Genomic DNA, 18467 nt, shown 5'->3' on the forward strand with positions numbered 1-18467 from the left:
TCTGCGCACCGTTGTTGCAAAAGCGACTTGGAGAGGTGTGTTGGCCAAGCGTCCTATGCAAGATGTCGTCGCTGGACTATCGACGATCAGTGACAAGATAAGGTCCCTTCTGCGAGAAGGCTACCTTCGTACTGATATCGCTAAGTTTCTCGATATTCGGTACCAACATGTTCGCAAGGTCGCTGTCGATGCGGGCATAGAGGATGGTCGAAAGCGCGGAATTGTCGTGCTTCCCCCGGAGGAGGCTACGCCAGCCATAAGAGAAAGCGTTGCCATCGATTTTCTTGTCGATGCTGGTTTCGTTCGCTTGGGGAAGTGGATCGCAAGAGAAGATGGAATTGGTTTATCTGAGCCGGTTTCAAAGCATCCAGGTGTATATGCGTTCGTTATCGAAGATAGAATTATGTATGTTGGCGTTAGTAGGCGGGGTTTTCGTCAGAGAATGTATAATTATCAACGTGGCTATCATCGGCAACGAACCAGCCATCGGATCAATTTGATAATTGCTGAGCAGGTCCGGGCCGGTATTGTTGTCGAAATTTATGGCGCTACACCTCCTGCACTCGAGTGGAACGGGTTGCCTGTAAACGCTGCCGCTGGCCTCGAGGCGGGGCTTATCGAGCTTATCCAGCCTCCTTGGAACAAGATGGGCGTTGAATCATCGATTTAAATCGGGCAGCGGTCATCGTTGGCTGAGTGCGCTGCTCTTCCCACCGTCATGGCCGGGCTTGTCCCGGCCATCCACGTGGTTGGGCTGGGGACGATGCTCGCAAGGGTGCGCGGTCGGCCCGACGTGGATGCCCGGCACGAGGCCGGGCATGACGGCGGAGGGAAGGGCGGAGGTCCGCCGGAAAGGCGTCAAACTGCGCTCTGTCGTGTCCCGGCCCCTTAAGGGGGAGGTCCAAAAATCAAGAGGTACTATTGCACTCAATGAGAGGTTCCGGCGTCGATTCCGCTGACTCCCAGCCGAACCGCCACCCGAACCCCACCGATACCCCCACCGGCAACCCGGCGAAACACCCCCGGCACGGGCCTGTCAGGCCATGCCGGGTCCGTCGCGTCGGCCTCCCCTCAGTCCCAGATCTGGAACATGTTATCCCCCTCCGTGCGGGAGGCGGGGTTGCCGTACATGACGCCGCCGTGGCAGGTGCCGCGGGAGTCCACGGCGATCCAGGGGTGGGTGCCGTAGGTGGGCTGGGTGACGTTGGAATTGGGCGCCAGCGTGTGGTATTTCTTCCACTCGCCGTTGAAGTCGATCCACATGATGTTCAGCGGAACCTTCGAGAGATTCACGAACATCACCTTGACCGGCGCGTTGCTGTTCTGCGAACGGACGGTGCCGAAGGGCGGGCAATTCTTGCCGTTGGTCACGTTCTGCTGCGGAGCTGGCGGGGGCGGGGCGGCCTTCTGACCCTTGTTGCGCGCGCACTCACGGGCCTTGTCGATGGCCTGCGCGGCCCCGGCGAGCTTGAAGGTCTGCTCGCCCCGGTCCAGGTTCACCGAGAATTCCGGCAATGTTCTGAAAGCGTTGAGCTGATCGTCGTTGATCATCATGGAGGCCCAGCCGTCCCCCTCCGCATGGAAGGTGCCCATCTCGGCCGCGCCGCCGAAGCCGTAATAGACATCCATCGGTCCGGAGACGTTGCCATAGTAAGGCACGCCGATCTGCCAAGACTTTCCGTCCGTCCCGATGCGGAACTGGACCTTGCCGTTATCCACGTCGGCGGCACAATAGCCGAACCGGTTACCGTCGTAGACGACGGAGATGGACCAGCGGCCAACCCGGTCATAGGCCTGCTCCTGCGCCGTCGCAGGCAGGGCGGGGCCGAGGGTCGCGAGTGCGATGAAGCCGGCAAAAAGGCGTGTCCTGAAAGTCACTTGTCCGATCCCCCGCCCGGGTATGGTTAACATTTGGTTCCTATTTTGCGCCCCCTCTACTGTCAAGCTGATGCCGCGTTTTCGGGGCTCGCGGAGGCCGTCGCCCATGGCCTATAAGGAGGTATCGCAGCAGCAGGCCGCCATGTCCGACGAAAGCCCTTCCGCCCCCCTCATCACCTTCGACGACTTCCTGAAGGTGGATATCCGCGTCGGCACCATCGTGGCCGCCGAACCCTTCCCCCAGGCACGGAAACCCGCCTTCAAGCTGACCATCGATTTCGGTCCGGAGATCGGTGTGAAGCGGTCTTCCGCCCAGATTACAGTGCATTACACTCCGGAGGAGCTGGTGGGCCGGCAGGTGGCGGCGGTGGTGAATTTCCCGCCCCGCCAGATCGGCCCCTTCATGTCCCAAGTGCTGACCCTCGGCTTTCCCGACGAGAACGGCGCGGTGGTGCTGATCTCGCCGAGCCTCAAGGTGCCGGACGGCGGCCGCCTGTTCTGAGCCTCACGCCTCTTCCCACCGCTCGGATTTGAACGCCGTGGCAATGGCTTGCGCGCGGGCGAGCGCGATGTCGTCGGCGTCGCGCCCGCTTTCGTCCAGGCCGGTGCAGGCGTCGCGGGCGGCCCGCAGCAGCTCCACCTTGGGGTGGGTCTCGCCCATGCGGTCGCCATGGCCGAAATAATCGCAGGTGGCGACCAGCAGCAGCGCCTCGAACAGCTCGGGATCGCGAAAGGCGCCGGTGCGCTCCAGCATGGCGGCCAGCGGCCCGGCGCGCACCGGCGAGGCGCGTTGCACCCGCTCGCATTCGTGGAGGGACAGGAGTGCGAGGTCGCGGCAGCGCTCGGGCACGTCATAGCGGTCGCACGCGGCCGCGATGCGCGGGATGGCGCGCTCGATGTGGCGATAGTGGACGGGCAGATGCTCGCGCGGGGAATCCGATTTCCCGGCGTGCATGAGCAACAGCGCGACCCGCACCTCCAGAGGCGCCGCTCTTCGCCCCGCCTCGTCGAGCGCGGCGACGAGGAGTTCCCCGAGGTCGATCTCGTCCGCGGTGTCGGTGATCTGCGGGATGCCGAAGACCGCGGAGATTTCGGGGAAGAGCTGTTCCAGCACCCCGCATTCGCGCAGCGCCTTCACCATGGCCCCCGGCCGCGCGCCCATCAGCCCTCGGGAAAATTCCGCCCAGATGTCGCCGGGAGCGAGACCGTCGAGCGCTCCGACCTCCATCTGCTCGAACATCATGTCGAGCGTCTCCTCGTCCGCTTCGCTCCCCTCGGCCAGCAGCGCGGCGAGGCGCAGCAGGGCGAGGCCCGGATGGGTCTGGGCGAAATCCGAGGGCTGGAAGGGAGGGGGCGGGGGCAGCTGGTCCATCCCTCCAGTGGACCATCAGCCGCCGAAGAGGGGCAAGCCCAAGCTTCGGGCATGCATAAAGAATGAGCTAGACCGGGATGCGGACCGTGGCCCTGAGGCCGCCCATGGGGCTGTCGGAGAGCTGGATGTCGCCGCCGTGGGCGCGGGCAATGTCACGGGCGATGGAGAGGCCGAGGCCGGAGCCGCCGGCATCCTGGTTGCGCGCATCATCGAGGCGCAGGAAGGGGCGGAACACCTCCTCGCGCTTCTCCTCGGGAATGCCGGGGCCGTCGTCATCCACGGTCACGATCAGGTAGCGCGCATCCCGCGTCCCGGAGATGGCGATGCGGCGGGCGTGGCGCACCGCATTGTTCACGAGGTTGCCGATGCAGCGCTTGAGCTGGTCGGCCTTCACCTCCACCAGCGGCGGGCCCATGAAGCTCGCCGTGGCGGCGGCGCCGTCGCGCTCGGCATTGAGCCGCAGGTCCTCGATCAGCTCGCCCATGTCGGTAAGGGCCGCCTGCTCGCCTGGGTCGCCGCGGGCGAAGGCGAGGTAGGCTTCCAGCATGCCCTGAAGCTCGTCCACGTCCTTCTTCAGCGCCTCGCTTTCGCCCTCCGGCAGGAAGGCGAGCTCCAGCTTGAAGCGGGTGAGGATGGTGCGCATGTCGTGGGAGACGCCCGCGAGCATGGTGGTGCGCTGCTCGATCTGCCGTTCGATGCGCCGCTTCATCTCCAGGAACGCGATGGCGGCCCGCCGCACCTCGCGGGCGCCGCGGGGACGGAAATTCTCCACGTCGCGGCCCTTGCCGAAGGCCTCGGCAGCATCGGCGAGGTTCTCGATGGGGCGGATCTGGTTGCGCAGGAACAGGATGGCGACGGCCAGCAGCACCAGCGAGGTGCCCACCATCCACAAGAGGAAGATGTGCGAGTTGGAGGCATAGGCGGCGTTGCGCGGGGCGAAGATGCGCAGCACCGCGTCATCCATCTTCACCCGCACTTCGATAAGCATAGAGCGGCCCACGGTGTCGAGCCAGAAGGGCTGCTTCAGCCTGAGGCCGATCTCGCGGGAGAGCGCGGCGTCCAGCACCGAAAAGAAGGGCTTCGGCCCTGGCGGCGGCAAATCGGTGGGCGGCAGCACCGCCACGTTGAGCGAGAGATTGCGCGAGGCGAAGGTGCGCAGGGCGATGTGGTCGTTGGTCTTCGGCAGGAGATCGTAGAGCGAGACGACGGCGGAGATGTCCTGGCTGACGGCGGCGGAGAGGCGGCGCGTCACCACATTGTAGTGGCGCTCCATGAAGACGAAGGCCAGTACCGATTGCAGGATCACCATCGGCGTGACGATGATGAGCAGAGAGCGCGGATAGAGCCCCTTCGGCGTCACCCGGTTGAACCAGGCGGCGAAGCCGTTGGTGGTGTCTCTCAGCCAGACGAGCACCAGCCTCGCCCAGTGCCGGACACCCGAAGGGCTTTCCGCCACGCTCAAGGCGTCACCACCAGCCGATAGCCGATGCCGCGCACGGTCTGGAGATAGACGGGATTGGCGGGATCACGCTCGAGCTTCCGGCGCAGGCGGTTCACCTGCACGTCCACGGCACGCTCGCTCGCCGCCCCGCCGCCCGCCAGGGCGAGGCGCTGCACGGTATCGCCGGGTGCCTCGGCCAGCGCCCGCAGCATGTCGCGCTCGCGCTCGGTGATGCGCACGATCTCGCCGTTGCGGGTCAGTTCGCCGCGCTCCAGATGGAAGGCGAACTCGCCGAAGCGCACACTCTCGATGGCCTTCTGCGGCGGCGGAAGCGCGCGCTTGAGGATGGAGCCGATGCGCAGCAGCAGTTCGCGGGGCTCGAATGGCTTGGCGAGATAGTCGTCCACGCCGGCCTCAAGGCCGGTGATGCGATCGGCAGTTTCCGAACGGGCAGTGAGCATGAGGATGGGAACGGCCGAGCCGCGCCTGATGTCGCGGGCGAGGTCGAGCCCGCTCTCGCCGGGCATCATCACGTCGAGGACCAGAAGGTCGAAGGCCAGTCCCTCCAGCCGCGCCCGCGCCTCGGCGGCGGAGGCCGCAGTGCTGACGCGATAGCCGTTTTCGGTGAGGAAGCGCGACAAGAGCGTGCGGATGCGGTTGTCGTCATCCACCACGAGCAGATGGGGGGCGTCGTCGGCGAGGGCGACGGATGCGGGCGCGGCCTCAGCCATGGCGCGGGGCCTCCCGGAAAGCGCGAAGGGTCATCTGGGTCTCGTTTTCTGGTGGACGCGCGGCAGTGGCTGGATCGGTGCGGGGTGCGCTCACCCGCGCCGCGCCCGGGCCGCGCGGTCTGCCCGCTCGATCAGTCGCTCCACGGGCACGCGATCCTCCGGGTCGATCATGGCGAGAAGAAAGCGCCGCACCGTGTCCCGGCTCTCCGGTCCGCTGGCCTCCAGCGCGGTCTCGATGCGCCGGCTCTGCAGCGCCACGAACTGGCGCGCGAGAGTCTCGCCCTTCGCGGTCGGAAACAGCAGGCGCTGGCGCCGGTCCGAGGCGCCGGCCCGGCTCTCGACGAAGCCCTCATCCACCAGTTCCCGCAGTACCCGGCCGAGGCTCTGCTTGGTGATGCGCAGGATGTCGAGCAGGTCGGTGACGCGCATCCCCGGATGCCGGTTGACGAAATGGACCACGCGATGGTGCGCGCGCCCGAAGCCGATGGGCGCCAGGATCTCATCCGGATCGGCCACGAAATCGCGATAGGCGAAGAACAGCAGCTCGACGAAATCCACCAGCGGCGCGGCCTCAACCGCAGCAGGAGGGGGGGCATCAGCGGCGGTCTTGGGGGCGTCCGTCAAAGCGAGCGCGGAATTTATGTCAGCCATGTTGACTTTTTTCGTTTTGATCGTTACCCAAAGAGCGTGTTCCACGAAATGATCGGTCGCGGGCATCGCCCGGCCGGTTCGATCGTTTCGCGGCTTTGCCGGCTTTCCAAGCAGGCGTAAAGATATCCCCATGCGGGACCGCTGGAAAGCTGCGGTGACGCAGGGGGGAAGCCGCGCGCACGACGCGGTCTGAACAGGAGTTGAGAAGATGAGCGCTCAGGGTGTCCCCTTCGACCAACGCGACGGCTGGATCTGGTACGACGGCGTCTTCGTGCCGTGGGCCGATGCCAAGCTGCACGTGCTCTCGCATGGCCTGCACTACGGCAGCACGGTGTTCGAGGGTGAGCGCGCCTATGGCGGCGAGATCTTCAAGAGCGCCGAGCATTCCGAGCGGCTGCGCCTGTCGGCCGAGATGCTCGACTTTACCATCCCCTACACCATTGGCGAGATCGACGCCGCCAAGAAGGCGACGCTCGAGAAGAACGGCCTCGTCGACGCCTATATCCGCCCGGTGGCTTGGCGCGGCAGCGAGATGATGGGTGTCGCCGCCCAGAAGAACACCATCCACCTCGCCATCGGCGTGTGGGAGTGGCCGAGCTATTTCGATCCCGAGCAGCGCCTCAAGGGCCTGCGCCTCGATCTGTCCGAGTGGCGCCGTCCCGATCCGGCGACCATCCCCTGCCGGGCCAAGGCCGCCGGCCTCTACATGATCTGCACCATCTCCAAGCACCGGGCCGAGCGCCGGGGCTTCGCCGATGCGCTGATGCTGGACTATCGTGGCTACGTGGCCGAGTGCACTGGCGCCAACGTGTTCTTCGTCAAGGACGGGGTGATCCACACCCCCACCCCGGACTGCTTCCTGGACGGTCTTACCCGCCGCACCGTGATCGATATCGCCCGCCGCCACGGCATTGAGGTGGTCGAGCGTCACATCAAGCCGGAGGAGCTGGCCGATTTCTCGGAATGCTTCATCACCGGCACGGCGGCGGAGGTGACCCCGGTTGGTTCGATCGCGGATTGGACCTTCACCCCCTCGGGAATCACGCATCAGCTGATGGATTCTTATTCCGCAGAGGTGCGCCCGAAGCAGCAGGCCGCCTGAGCGACCTCGCATTCTTCATGCGGAAGGGGCGGCGCTGGCAACGGCGTCGCCCTTTCCTTTGGGGGAGTTGACGCCCGCCCCGGCTCCGGCCAAACCTTGCCGGGTGAGCGATATGCCCTCTCCCTCCCTGCTGAAGCGTGGCCTTCGGCGTCTTGAAGCCCTGCCCGTCATTGGCCCGCTGCTCGCCTCGGTGAGCACCATGGAGCGGGCGACTCTGGCCGTGGTCGGCTTCATTGCCTTCGCTTTCTATCTCTTCCTCGTCGTGGCCGACGAGGTGACGGAAGGCGCGCCCGGCAGCCTCGACCGCGGCATTCTCCTCGCGCTGCGCAATCCCGCCGATCCGTCCGACCCCCTCGGTCCGCCCTGGGTGGAGGAGATGATGCGCGACCTGACCGCATTGGGCGGCACCAGCGTGCTCACCCTGCTGACGCTGGCGGTCATCTTCTTCCTCATCCTCACCCGCAAGCGCCATGCGGCACTGCTCGTGGCGGTGTCGGTGGCAGGCGGCACGATCCTGTCGCAAGGCCTGAAGTGGGGCTTCGACCGGCCCCGGCCGGACCTCGTGCCCCATGGCATGTCGGTCTATTCCCAGAGCTTCCCGTCGGGACATGCCATGCTCGCGGCGGTGGTCTACCTGACCCTCGCGGCCCTGCTCGCCCGCACGCAGAAGCGCACGCGGGTGAAGCTGTTCCTTCTGGGCGGGGCGGTGGTCATCACCGTCATCGTCGGGATCAGCCGCATCTATCTCGGCGTACACTGGCCCACCGACGTGGTCGGCGGCTGGGCGCTCGGCGCCGCCTGGGCTTCCACCTGCTGGCTCGTCATGCTGTGGCTGCAGCGCAAGGGCGAGGTGGAGGGAGAGGCGAACGGGTCGGGCGCCTCTCCTCGGGACTGAATCGAAGCCTCAGTCGAACAGGCTGGAGACCGATTCCTCATGCGCGGTGCGGGCGATGGCCTCGCCGATGAGGGTGGCGATGGAGACGACGCGGATGTTCCGCGCCACCCGCACGGCCTCGGTGGGCAGGATGGAATCGGTGATCACCAGTTCCTTGAGCTTGGACGCGGTGACGCGCGCCACCGCGCCGCCCGAAAGCACGCCGTGGGTGATGTAGGCGGTGACTTCCTTGGCGCCGCGGGCGAGCAGCGCATCCGCCGCATTCACCAGCGTTCCACCCGAATCGACGATGTCGTCGACCAGGATGCAGGATCGGCCTTCCACATTGCCGATGACGTTCATCACCTCGCTCTCGCCCGGCCGCTCGCGGCGCTTGTCGACGATGGCGAGCTGGGCGTCGATGCGCTTGGCGAGCGCGCGGGCGCGGACCACGCCGCCCACGTCCGGCGACACCACCATGACGTTGGAGGTGTCGAACCGCTCCTTGATGTCCCGCACCATCACCGGCGCGGAATAAAGGTTGTCGGTGGGGATATCGAAGAAGCCCTGGATCTGCCCAGCGTGCAGGTCCAACGTCATCACGCGGTCGGCACCGGCGTGGGTGATGAGGTTGGCGACCAGCTTGGCGGAGATGGGCGTGCGCGGGCCGGGTTTGCGGTCCTGGCGGGCGTAGCCGAAATAGGGCAGCACCGCCGTAATGCGCTTGGCGGAGGCGCGGCGCAGCGCATCAATGATGATGAGCAGCTCCATCAGGTGGTCGTTGGTCGGGAACGAGGTGGATTGCACCACGAACACGTCCTGTCCGCGCACGTTCTCCTGGATCTCGACGAAGATCTCCATGTCGGCGAAGCGGCGCACCACCGCCTTGGTGAGCGGCGTCGCCAGATAAGCGGCAATGGCTTCAGCGAGCGCGCGGTTGGAATTGCCCGCGACGAGCTTCATGGGACCGTTCTCCGCTGACATTGGGACGCTCCGCCCGGCACCGGGCCTGATCGAAGGGTCGGAAACGAGACTTGTCCGGCTCTGATAGGCGGCCCGTCACAATGTTGTAAAGAGCCACGGCACGGCAGAAGACAGGACCACGTCATCGTCCGTCGCGGCTGTTGCCGGAATGTCGTGTCGTCCGGTCAGTTCGCGGCGTAGCCGAGGGCTGTGCCTGGCGTTTCGAGGGCCGCCACGGGCACTCCGGCGGGGTCGGGCCGGATCGTGGGCTCGGCCGCCGCGGGCTTCTCGTCCTGCGCCGCGGGTGCGGCGGCGGTGGCCGTGGCAACCGGTGCGGGCGCCGTGCCGCCGACGCCGAGCGTTTCGGCGAGGCTCGCCATGGACTTGTCGGCGATGCGGGCGAGCACCTTGTCGTCGCAGGCGGCCCAGCCGTCCGAAACCTTGCCCTTCACCCGTCCGGCCGGCTCTTCGCCGGAGAGCCGGGCGACGCGGTTCTGGTTACGGTCGTAGACGTCCCAGGCATAGGCCACCGTGGCGCTGCCCTTCTGGACGTGCATGGCGAGGTAGCCCTTGACCCGGTAGGCGGCACCGCTGGAGCGGGAGGCAACCGCCACGCGCCGAGTCTCCGCCTCGGAATTGAGCTGGCCCACAAGCTTCTCGAAGGTGGCCTGGGGCGGCCCGTCGATGCTGTCGAAGGCGACCGCGCCGCCACCGCCGGAACTCGCCATGCCGGAGCCGTCGGTCTGGCAGGCGCCGAGGGCGAGGCACAGGGCCAGCCCGGCAAGGCGAAGTGGGGAGATGACGCGGCGCGCGGCGCGGGAAAAGCCCACGTGTTCGGCTGCTGCGTCCTGAACCACTGCCTCTGATACCCGCATGACGGTTCCCGGCGTTGAGCTTGTCGCCGAAGGGGTAGCGGGAAATGGCGGGCGGGTCCAGAAAAACGGTTAAGGTGCGGTTAACGGCTGCAGGAAATCCCGTTAGGGGAACGCCGGCCGCGTGATGTGGTTGATGGCTCCTTAAGCCTTGTCCTGTCTCAGCCCAGCGACTGGAGGAGACCGAGCAGGCGCACCGAACCCTCCGGCCACGGTCCATAGCCTGCCTCGGCATTGATATGCCCCGCGTCGCCCGCATCGACGACGGCCGCGCCCCAGTCGAGCGCGAAGCCTTCGGCGCGGCGGTAGTCGCAATAGGGATCAGTCCGGCTCGCAACCAGAACGGAGGGGAAGGGCAGGGGCGCCGTGGGCACCGGGGCAAAGCCGGCGATGGCGGGGTCGATGTCCGCCCGATCGAGGTCAGGCGGGGCAACAAGGAAGGCCGCCCTCACCTTGCCCGCCGGCAGCAGCGGCACGGCATGGATGAGGGTGGGCACCCCGAGGGAATGAGCGATCACCACCACCGGCTTGTCCGCCGCCGTTACCGCCTCGGCGAGGCGGCGCGGCCATTCGTTCGGGTCAGGCCGGTCCCAGTCGGGCTGCATCACCCGCCGGGCGGCGGAGAGGCTGCGCTCCCATCTGCTCTGCCAGTGGTCGGGGCCGGAGCCCTGCCAGCCGGGGACGATGAGCAGGACGGCATCGGAGGATTTCATCGGCATTTCCGCAACGTCATGCGAGGGTGATGGCGGCCATCAGCCGGCCGTAGTCCGGCTCCTTGCGGTGGGTGGTCCGGCGATAGGAGAAGAAACGCTCTTCGTCCGTATAGGTGTCGAGGCCGAGGTCCTCCACCTGCCCCACGCCCGCCTGCTCCAGCCTGAGACGGATGAAGCCGGGCAGGTCGAACAGGGAATGATGCGCCCGGTCGGCGGGGGCGAAGAAGCGGGCGAAGCCTTTGTCCTCGGCGAGGAAACGCCCGACGAACTCCTCGCCCACCTCGTAGCTCGGCTGGCGGATCAGCGGCCCGATGACGGCGCGGATGTCGGCCCGCCGCGCGCCCAGCTCTTCCATGCGAGCGATGGTCTCGGCGACGATGCCCCCCACCGCCCCCTTCCACCCGGAATGGGCGGCGGCCACCACCCGCGCGCCGGGATCGGCGAACAGGATCGGCCCGCAGTCGGCGATGGATATGGCGGCGGCGATGCCCGGCGTTGCGGTGACGACCGCATCGGCCTTGGGCGCGGTCTCGCGGGTCCACGGCTCGGTGGCCACGACCGCGTCGGCGGAATGGACCTGCCAGCAGGCGAGGAGATGCGTGGGCGCAACGCCCAGTGCCTTGGCCATGCGGGAACGGTTCTCCGCCACGGCAGTGGGATCGTCATTGGAACCGGTGCCGCCGTTGAGGCTGTGATAGATGCCCTGCGAGACGCCGCCCCGCCGGGTGAAGAAGGCATGGCGGATGCCGGGCAGGGCGCTGAGCAGGGGCGCCTCGATCTTCATCTCGTGAACTCCTCGGACGGGTCGAACGCGGGCGGCGTGCCAAGGTGAGGATGGGCGAGCGCGAGCACCTTGAACAGCCGCCCCATCTCGCCATCCCCCGTTCCGGCGAGGCGGCGCACTGCGGCGGCGACGGCGGCCGCTGCATTGGGAGCCGCATCGCGCATCAGCCGGTCGGCACGCGCGGCAAGGCCGAGGCGGGCAAGGAAATCGCCCTGCTCCAGCGGCCCGAACGCCTTCAGGCCGGCCTCCCGCCCCAACAGGGCCAGGCGGGCGAAATCCACATGGGCGGTGAGATCGGCCTCGCCGGGATCGGCAAGGGGATCGGCGAAGCGGTGGGCCTTGAGCGCCTGCAACGTGTCACCATGGCCGCCGGCATGGCCGTAATCGATGGCGAGGGCGATCCCCCCCTCGGCCGCGATGCGCCCGGCAAGCGCACGCGCGGGGCCGCTCTCCATCACTTCCAGCACGGCGCCCGGCGCGGGCGGCGGCAGGTGGGCGGCGAGGGCCGGCGCCATGCGGGAGGGGGCGGTGTCGAGGCCGAAGGTGAGTTGTCCCTGGGCACCGATGCCGACCTTGCGCTCATGCCAGCCGGCGCCGGTCCATACATACTGATCTACCGGCAGGGCATCCAAGAACTCGTTGGCAAGCACGATGGCCGGCCCGGCGGGCACGTCCTCGATCCTGGCGTGCCATGAGACCCGCTCGCCCGTCCGCTCCTCATGCGCCGCGAGCGCACGCGCCTGCGCCTTGCGCAGCACCGGGCTCGTCTCCACCAGATGGATGCGCGCCGCTGCGCCGAACGCCGGAACGAGGCGCGCCGCGCGCAGGGCATCGGCCATGAGGGTACCGCGGCCGGGGCCGAGCTCCACCAGCCGGAACGGGTCGGGCATGCCCATCTGCTGCCAGGCGGCCACCGCCCACAGGCCAATCAGCTCGCCGAACATCTGGCTGATCTCGGGGGCGGTGGTGAAGTCGCCCCGCGCGCCGAGGGGATCACGTGTCACGTAATAGCCGTGCCGGGGATGCCCGAGGCAGAGAGCCATGTAGCGGCTGACGGGCATGGGGCCCTCGGCGGCGATCAGCAGCCGGATTTCCTCTTCGAGCGGCGTGGTCACGGCGCTGGCTTGCGCTTCAGCGCGTAAAGGAGAAGCCCGAGCCCGGCCAGCACCAGCGGCACCGATAGCCACATGCCCATGGTGGTGCCGAAGGCGAGATAGCCGAGCTGCACGTCCGGCTCGCGGAAGAACTCGCCGATGATGCGGCCGATGCCGTAGCCCATGCCGAAGATGCCAGCGGCGACGCCGGGGCGCTTCAGCTCACCGCTGCGCACCACCAGCAACATGATGAGAAAGAGCACGATGCCCTCGAGCCCCGCCTCGTAGAGCTGGCTCGGATGGCGCGGCAGCGGCCCGCCGTGGGGGAAGACGATGGCCCACGGCACGTCCGCCGGCCGGCCCCACAGCTCTCCATTGATGAAATTGGCGAGGCGGCCGAAGAACAACCCGATGGGCGCCACGACGGCAGCAACGTCCAGCATCGAGAAGACCGGGATGCCGCGGGAGCGGGCGAACAGCACGAGGGCGAGGAGCGTGCCCGCCAGCCCGCCGTGGAACGACATCCCTCCTTTCCACACTGCGAAGATGTCCGCCGGGTTCTGGGCGAAGAAGGCCGGATTGTAGAACAGCACATAGCCCAGCCGGCCGCCGAGGATCACACCCAGCGTCGCCCAGAACAGGGCATCGTCGAGATCCTGCGGGGTCATCGGGGAGGTGCCGCCCCACAGAGCCGGGCGGGAGACCAGCCGCCGCGCCAGCAGCCAGCCGATGACGAGGCCGGCGATATAAGCGAGCGCATACCAGCGGATGGCCAGTGGGCCGACCTGGATCAGCACGGGATCGATGGCGGGGAAGGGCAAAGCGAGGGTGGGCATCGTTTCCCCGTATGGCGGCACCGGCGCCGTCATGTGCCGCGACCGGCCGGAGCGCGTCAAGCCGCCGGCGCGGGCGCCTACGGCCGCGTCATGTTTTCCCTTGGGTCAGGTGACGGCTCGGGACGAAACCTGAGGAGCAAGTCGCGGAAGCGCGGACTCTCAAGCGCCGTCACGACGGCGAGGACTGCGCTCCTCATTTCGCGCCAGCGCCAGCCGCACGGCGCGTGGGGTGAGCCATTCTGGATCGGCTAAAGTCGGGAAGGGCTGGCGGCAGCGACCGTGGGAGGTAATCGTGCAATGTTGCGCTGCACCCTTGCGTCCTGCGCTCCCTGCCGCCATGTTCGGCCCACCGGTCTTGCCGGATCGATTTCGCCGTGACGGCACGCAGCTGCTTGGCCTCAGGAGGCTTCCATGACCCAGACCACCGGCCGCCTTTTCGACGAGATGGCGCGTCTTGTGAACGACGCCGCGGGCGTGGCCCAGGGGGTCCGCCGCGAGGCCGAGACGGTCATGCGGTCGCAGATGGAGCGCTTCCTGCGCGACATGGACCTTGTGAAGCGCGAGGAATTCGAGGCTGTGAAGGACATGGTCGCCGAGGCCCGCATGGAGAATGAGCGCCTCTCCGCCCGCATCGCCGTGCTGGAGGCGAACCTGCGCATCCACACCCATCCCACCGCTTCCGGCCCCACCGGCCCGGAGACCGAAGTGCCCGGCGGAGCTGCCTGACACCTTCCGCAGCGGAATATTTGGCGACATCCCGCCCCTGCGACAAAAGGGCACTGAACGGGTGGCGCACACACAATCTGTCGTAGCGGGGAAAACTTTACCCGCGATATACTGATTTTCGTGGCGATTCGGAGCCGGTTCGTCGTAGCGCTCGAATACGACGGGGCGCAGCCTCGCCAGGATGCTCTCTTGAAGGACACGCTCTTTCGGGACATGTCCTGACGGCGAGCCTCCGAACGGCACGCCGCCTGCGCATGCCCTGGCTACTGTCTGCCCGTGGCCTGTCACACGGAGTGCCGCTTTCGACCCTCTCCGCGTTCCTCAAACCGCGAGGTCGAGGCCATGTCTCTCATCGACATCGAAGCTGATGCGCCGGCGAACCCCGTTGATCTCGTGGAGCAGCTCGCTGCTCTGCGCGACTGGTCGTTCGAGCGCTCCGACGAGGACGAGATCACCCTCTCGCTCGCCAGCCGCTGGACGGACTGCCATGTCTCGTTCCAGTGGATGGACGAGCTTGAGGCGCTCCACGTGGCCTGCGCCTTCGACTTCAAGGTGCCGGAGGGGCGCCGCCCCGAGGTGCTGAAGCTCCTCGCCCTCGTCAACGAGCAGATGTGGCTGGGCCATTTCGACATGTGGTCCCAGGAAGGCGTCATCATGTTCCGCCATGCGCTGGTGCTGGCGGGCGGCGCCACCGCCTCCGACCGGCAGTGCGAGGCCATCCTCGATGCCGCCCTCGATGCGGTCGAGCGCTACTATCCCGCCTTCCAGTTCGTGGTCTGGGCCGGCAAGACCGCCCGCGAGGCCATGGACACGGCCATGTTCGAGACTGTCGGCGAGGCCTGAGCCGTGCCACCGGGGCCGGTGGCAGCCGGCCCTCTGGCGTCCATGCTGTGGGTGCGATCCCCGCTGCCGATGTGGCGCGGGGCGTGAGCCTCCTCTATGTGATGTCCTCTGCGGGGCCCGCGGGCGCGGACGTGCCTGCAGAGCGGTCCGGTTCAAGAGGCGGTCATGAGCGAGAGCGTGCTGAAATCCCTGTCTGGTCCGGTGGTGCTGCTTGGCTGCGGCAAGATGGGCTCGGCCATGCTGGAAGGCTGGCTCAAGCTGGGCCTCCCGGCGGACATGGCTGTGGTGCTTGATCCCAACCTGACGGCCGAAACGGCGTCGGCGCTCGCGGCCAAAGGTGTCTCGGTCAATCCCGCGCTAGACACTATTGCGGCGCCGTCGGTCCTGCTCCTCGCGGTGAAGCCGCAGGTCGCCCCCCAGGCGCTGCCGGCGGTCGCTTCGCTGGTGAAGCCGGGCACCCTTGTCGTCTCGGTGATGGCCGGGCGTACCATGGCATTCATGGGCGACATCTTCGGCGCGAATGCCGCGATCGTCCGCTCCATTCCCAACACCCCCGCCGCCATCGGTCGCGGGGTGAGCGTCGCGGTGCCCTCGCCGGGCGTGACACAGGCGCAGAAGAATCTTACCGCCGCGCTGCTCGGCGCCATCGGTATCGTCGAATGGATCGATGACGAGGCGCTGATGGACGCGGCGACGGCAGTCTCCGGCTCCGGTCCCGCTTATGCTTTCCTTCTCGCCGAGGTGATGGCGCAGGCGGGCGCGGCCGCCGGTCTGCCGGCGGACCTCTCGGCCCGCATCGCCCGGGCGACTGTGGCCGGCGCGGGTGCATTGATGGACCAGTCCGATCTTTCTGCCGCGACACTTCGCCAGAACGTGACCTCGCCGGGCGGCACGACCGCGGCGGCTCTGGCCGTTCTCATGGATGAAGGCCGCGGCTTTCCGCCCCTGATGGTGGAAGCCGTCGCCGCAGCCACCCGGCGCGGCAAGGAACTCGCTGGCTGAGGGCATCGTCTCTTATCGAGGAGTAGGGCCATGACTGCGGAGACCGCGCGCGAGGCCTGCCTGCGCAGCTTTCTCGATCTTTTGGCCGAGAAGCCGTTTCGCGCCATCTCGCTGTCCGAGGTGGCCGCGCATTGCGGCGTGCCGCTGGCGCAGATGCGCGCTTCGTACGCATCGACCGACGATCTCCTCGCCGCCTTCTTCCGAACCACCGATCGGCAGGTGCTCGCCGAGGGCGGTCCGGACAGCGACGATCTGGCGGGGGAGGGGCCGCGCGAGCGGCTGTTCGAAGTGCTCATGCGCCGCCTTGATGCGCTGGAGCCCCACAGGGAGGCCGTGCGCGGCCTCACCCGCTCCGCCCGCCGCGATCCGATCCTCGCACTCACTCTGTTGCGGCTTTCCGAAGCGTCGCAGCGCTGGATGCTGGCGGCGGCGGGCATCGATTGCGCGGGCCTGTCCGGCAGCGTCAGGGCCAAGGGGCTGGCTGTTCTGTTCGCCCGCGTGCTCGATACCTGGCTGAAGGACGAGGATCCGGGCCTGGCGCCCACCATGGCGGCGCTGGACCGCGAGCTGGAGCAGGGCGGCAAGCTGCTCGGGATGCTGGACGATCTCGCCACCATCGCCATCCCCTGGCGCAAGCGCCGTGCCTCGTCCCAGCCCGCCGATGCTCCGGCGGAGGAGCCCGCGTCCGCCGCCTGAGGCAGGCCGCCCCACCTTGCTCCCGCGTCGCCGGCCTGCCATGGGTCAGGCATGAGCGCCCCCCGCGACGAGCCCATTGCCCTTTATATCGACGCCGACGCCTGCCCGGTGAAGGAGGAGGCGTACAAGGTCGCCTTCCGCCACCACATCCGCGTGCTGGTGGTGGCCAATGCGCCGCTCATGGTGCCGCGCCATCCTTTGGTGGAGCGGGTCATCGTGCCCTCCGGCCCCGATGTGGCGGATGACTTCATCGCCGCCCGCGTCTCGCGCGGAGACGTGGTGGTGACCGCCGACGTGCCGCTCGCCTCCCGCTGCGTCGCCAATGGGGCGTCGGTGATCGCACCGGACGGACGGCCCTTCACCGCCAATTCCATCGGCATGCAACTCGCCACCCGGAATCTGATGGAAGAGCTGCGTTCGGCCGGCGCCGTCACAGGAGGTCCGAAACCGTTCTCGCCGCGCGCCCGGTCCGAATTCCTCTCCGCCCTGGATCTCGCCATCGTGCGGCTGAAGCGGGCCGGCTTCCGTCCCGCGCCGCCACCCGAGGCCGGGTGACGATCAGAAGCACTCTTCCTCCAGCCGTTTCAGGTCGATCAGCGCGACTTCGTCCTCGTGCTCCTCGAACAGCTCGACCATGTAATAGACGTGGGAATGGAGCAGCAGCAGCTTGTCGCAGATGGTGGCGCCGCCGGCCTCCGCGGCTGCCAGACGGGCCTTGAAGCGGTCCCAGAAGGCGTTGCCGTGGGCCGGGTCGTCGATGTAGCGGAGCAGGTGCGTGAGCACCACCTTCATGTTCCCTTCGAAATCGATCCCCTGGAACGTCAGGTAGCGGTCCGGTGCTTCCAGCGCGAAGGGCAAAGCGGGAAAGCCGGCGGCAGCTTCGGTCATGCATCTTCCTCCATCGGGCGCCGAAGCGCGTCGAGGAGACCATGGGCAGCGAAGGGAGCCGGCTTCAAAGCCGAAGGCGCGGCCCACAAGCGTCCTGCACCAACGGCATCAGGGCTGCACGAATGGCAGCCGGTCCCTGTCGGCGCCGCGCCTCAGACCCCCAGCCGCCGCCGGATATCCTCCACCTTGCCCCGGCTGACCGGGACCCGTGTCTCGCCGGCATCCGCCATGACGAGATGCCAGCCGCCGTCCTCACGCGCGGCGGCGCGAACGTGGCGCATGTTGACGAGATAGCGCCGATGCACGCGCACGAACTGGCCCGGATCAAGCCGGCGCTCCAGATCGGCGAGCGGCCGCGGGCAGAAGGCGGAGAAGGTCGCGGTGCGCGCCTCCGCATAGTGGCCCTGGGCGACCAGGAAGGCGACTTCGGTCACGTCGATGAGGCTGATGACATCGCCCTTGCCGCGCACCAGCGGGAGTTTCATGAGGGGGCACAGGGCTGCCATGGCCTCCGCGCCCGCCACCGCCAGCCCCTCCACCTCCAGATCGGCCCCGGCGGTGCGGCCCATCATGGGCGCCTCGACGAAGGCGTGGATCATCATCAGGAAACCGTCGGGCGGGGCGTCCGGTGCGGCCTCGAGCCGGCTGACCTTGGCGACCAGCGTGCCCATGGCGGTGGTCACCACCAGGGAGGAGGTGCCGTCCTGCGAGGCGCGGGCGCGCTCGATGAGAAAGGCCACCTTGTCCCGCGCCTCGCCGGGATGGAGCGAGAGGATATCCACACCCGCGAGCCGCTGCCCCGCCGGCGCGAGCAGCCGCAGCGCCACCGGATTGACCGAGCGGATGCGCAGATCCGTGTCGAGCAACACCACCCCCACCGGCGTGCGCTGGAGGCGGTATTCAAATGACTGTGAGGCGGCGAGAGACGGGTTCGCGCGGGATGTGACGGCCATAACTCCCGATCCGGTGCCCCATCGGGCGGGAGTATCCTACGCCGGGCG

22 protein-coding genes are annotated in these 18467 nt (G+C 67.7%); 9 read left to right on the top strand and 13 right to left on the bottom strand.

Translation table 11 applies throughout. The features are described 5' to 3' along the window. Positions 1-40 precede the first annotated feature (40 nt). Positions 41-670 (top strand): GIY-YIG nuclease family protein, encoded by a 630-nt coding sequence (locus A37E_RS26865; RefSeq protein ID WP_156026291.1) that lies wholly within the window; start codon positions 41-43, stop codon positions 668-670. A gap of 401 nt (positions 671-1071) precedes the next feature. On the opposite strand, the gene A37E_RS0111400 is transcribed toward A37E_RS26865, so the two are convergent. Next, a complete protein-coding gene (locus A37E_RS0111400) occupies positions 1072-1878 on the bottom strand; it encodes a hypothetical protein (RefSeq protein WP_029556704.1) in 807 nt (268 codons plus the stop codon). Positions 1879-2020: 142 nt separating this feature from the next. On the opposite strand from A37E_RS0111400, the gene A37E_RS0111405 reads away from it, so the two are divergent. Further along, positions 2021-2380 (top strand): tRNA-binding protein, encoded by a 360-nt coding sequence (locus A37E_RS0111405; RefSeq protein WP_029556705.1) that lies wholly within the window; start codon positions 2021-2023, stop codon positions 2378-2380. A gap of 3 nt (positions 2381-2383) precedes the next feature. Here A37E_RS0111405 and A37E_RS0111410 read toward each other — a convergent pair whose 3' ends face one another. From A37E_RS0111410 to A37E_RS0111425, 4 genes are all read right to left on the bottom strand, one after another. Beyond that, on the bottom strand, positions 2384-3250 hold the full coding sequence (locus A37E_RS0111410; protein ID WP_029556706.1) for a tRNA nucleotidyltransferase: 867 nt from the start codon (positions 3248-3250) through the stop codon (positions 2384-2386). A 67-nt stretch (positions 3251-3317) separates the two neighbouring features. Next, positions 3318-4664 (bottom strand): ATP-binding protein, encoded by a 1347-nt coding sequence (locus A37E_RS0111415; RefSeq protein WP_245279445.1) that lies wholly within the window; start codon positions 4662-4664, stop codon positions 3318-3320. 44 nt (positions 4665-4708) lie between these two features. Further along, positions 4709-5422: a response regulator gene (locus tag A37E_RS0111420; RefSeq protein ID WP_029556708.1), complete on the bottom strand. Its 714-nt coding sequence runs from the start codon at positions 5420-5422 to the stop codon at positions 4709-4711. Positions 5423-5512: 90 nt separating this feature from the next. Continuing rightward, entirely contained in the window at positions 5513-6073 is a 561-nt protein-coding gene (locus tag A37E_RS0111425) for a MarR family transcriptional regulator (RefSeq protein WP_029556709.1), read from the bottom strand. A 208-nt stretch (positions 6074-6281) separates the two neighbouring features. On the opposite strand from A37E_RS0111425, the gene A37E_RS0111430 reads away from it, so the two are divergent. Together A37E_RS0111430 and A37E_RS0111435 are read left to right on the top strand one after the other, a co-directional pair. Beyond that, positions 6282-7175, top strand: coding sequence for a branched-chain amino acid aminotransferase (locus A37E_RS0111430; protein ID WP_024277083.1), 894 nt, complete (start codon positions 6282-6284; stop codon positions 7173-7175). A gap of 112 nt (positions 7176-7287) precedes the next feature. Beyond that, positions 7288-8070, top strand: coding sequence for a phosphatase PAP2 family protein (locus tag A37E_RS0111435; RefSeq protein ID WP_081837555.1), 783 nt, complete (start codon positions 7288-7290; stop codon positions 8068-8070). Positions 8071-8079: 9 nt separating this feature from the next. Here the strand turns inward: A37E_RS0111435 and A37E_RS0111440 are convergent, their stop codons facing one another. From A37E_RS0111440 to lgt, 6 genes are all read right to left on the bottom strand, one after another. Further along, on the bottom strand, positions 8080-9033 hold the full coding sequence (locus tag A37E_RS0111440) for a ribose-phosphate pyrophosphokinase (RefSeq protein ID WP_024277085.1): 954 nt from the start codon (positions 9031-9033) through the stop codon (positions 8080-8082). A gap of 164 nt (positions 9034-9197) precedes the next feature. Next, positions 9198-9887 (bottom strand): hypothetical protein, encoded by a 690-nt coding sequence (locus A37E_RS0111445; protein ID WP_156026292.1) that lies wholly within the window; start codon positions 9885-9887, stop codon positions 9198-9200. 158 nt (positions 9888-10045) lie between these two features. Beyond that, positions 10046-10597 carry an alpha/beta hydrolase gene (locus tag A37E_RS0111450; protein WP_029556712.1) on the bottom strand — a complete coding sequence of 184 codons (552 nt, stop codon included), beginning with the start codon at positions 10595-10597 and terminating at the stop codon, positions 10046-10048. A gap of 16 nt (positions 10598-10613) precedes the next feature. Beyond that, positions 10614-11381: a peptidoglycan editing factor PgeF gene (gene pgeF / locus A37E_RS0111455; RefSeq protein ID WP_029556713.1), complete on the bottom strand. Its 768-nt coding sequence runs from the start codon at positions 11379-11381 to the stop codon at positions 10614-10616. Continuing rightward, positions 11378-12496, bottom strand: a complete 1119-nt coding sequence (locus A37E_RS0111460) for an SAM-dependent methyltransferase (protein WP_029556714.1) — start codon at positions 12494-12496, stop codon at positions 11378-11380. The genes pgeF and A37E_RS0111460 overlap by 4 nt, the downstream gene beginning before the upstream one ends. Next, entirely contained in the window at positions 12493-13311 is an 819-nt protein-coding gene (lgt, locus tag A37E_RS0111465) for a prolipoprotein diacylglyceryl transferase (protein WP_029556715.1), read from the bottom strand. Before lgt ends, A37E_RS0111460 begins: the two co-directional genes overlap by 4 nt. A gap of 411 nt (positions 13312-13722) precedes the next feature. Here lgt and A37E_RS25305 point away from each other — a divergent pair, with 411 nt between their 5' ends. The 5 genes from A37E_RS25305 to A37E_RS0111495 all read left to right on the top strand — a co-directional run bounded on the left by A37E_RS25305 (position 13723) and on the right by A37E_RS0111495 (position 17133). Further along, positions 13723-14037, top strand: a complete 315-nt coding sequence (locus tag A37E_RS25305; protein WP_024277091.1) for an accessory factor UbiK family protein — start codon at positions 13723-13725, stop codon at positions 14035-14037. A gap of 342 nt (positions 14038-14379) precedes the next feature. Beyond that, complete coding sequence (locus A37E_RS0111480) at positions 14380-14880, top strand: YbjN domain-containing protein (RefSeq protein ID WP_029556717.1); 501 nt, start codon at positions 14380-14382, stop codon at positions 14878-14880. A 165-nt stretch (positions 14881-15045) separates the two neighbouring features. Next, the gene (gene proC / locus A37E_RS0111485; RefSeq protein ID WP_029556718.1) at positions 15046-15882 is read left to right on the top strand and encodes a pyrroline-5-carboxylate reductase; all 837 of its coding nucleotides are present in this window, start codon (positions 15046-15048) and stop codon (positions 15880-15882) included. 30 nt (positions 15883-15912) lie between these two features. Next, on the top strand, positions 15913-16578 hold the full coding sequence (locus tag A37E_RS0111490; protein ID WP_029556719.1) for a hypothetical protein: 666 nt from the start codon (positions 15913-15915) through the stop codon (positions 16576-16578). Positions 16579-16629: 51 nt separating this feature from the next. After that, a complete protein-coding gene (locus tag A37E_RS0111495; protein WP_029556720.1) occupies positions 16630-17133 on the top strand; it encodes a YaiI/YqxD family protein in 504 nt (167 codons plus the stop codon). A gap of 3 nt (positions 17134-17136) precedes the next feature. Here A37E_RS0111495 and cowN read toward each other — a convergent pair whose 3' ends face one another. Together cowN and A37E_RS0111505 are read right to left on the bottom strand one after the other, a co-directional pair. Further along, positions 17137-17466, bottom strand: a complete 330-nt coding sequence (gene cowN, locus A37E_RS0111500) for a N(2)-fixation sustaining protein CowN (RefSeq protein WP_051678955.1) — start codon at positions 17464-17466, stop codon at positions 17137-17139. A 152-nt stretch (positions 17467-17618) separates the two neighbouring features. Continuing rightward, on the bottom strand, positions 17619-18419 hold the full coding sequence (locus A37E_RS0111505; protein ID WP_029556722.1) for a PAS domain-containing transcriptional regulator: 801 nt from the start codon (positions 18417-18419) through the stop codon (positions 17619-17621). Positions 18420-18467: the final 48 nt, after the last annotated feature.

Source organism: Xanthobacter sp. 91, assembly GCF_000702385.1.
In the GTDB taxonomy this organism is placed as follows: Bacteria; Pseudomonadota; Alphaproteobacteria; order Rhizobiales; family Xanthobacteraceae; genus Xanthobacter; species Xanthobacter aminoxidans.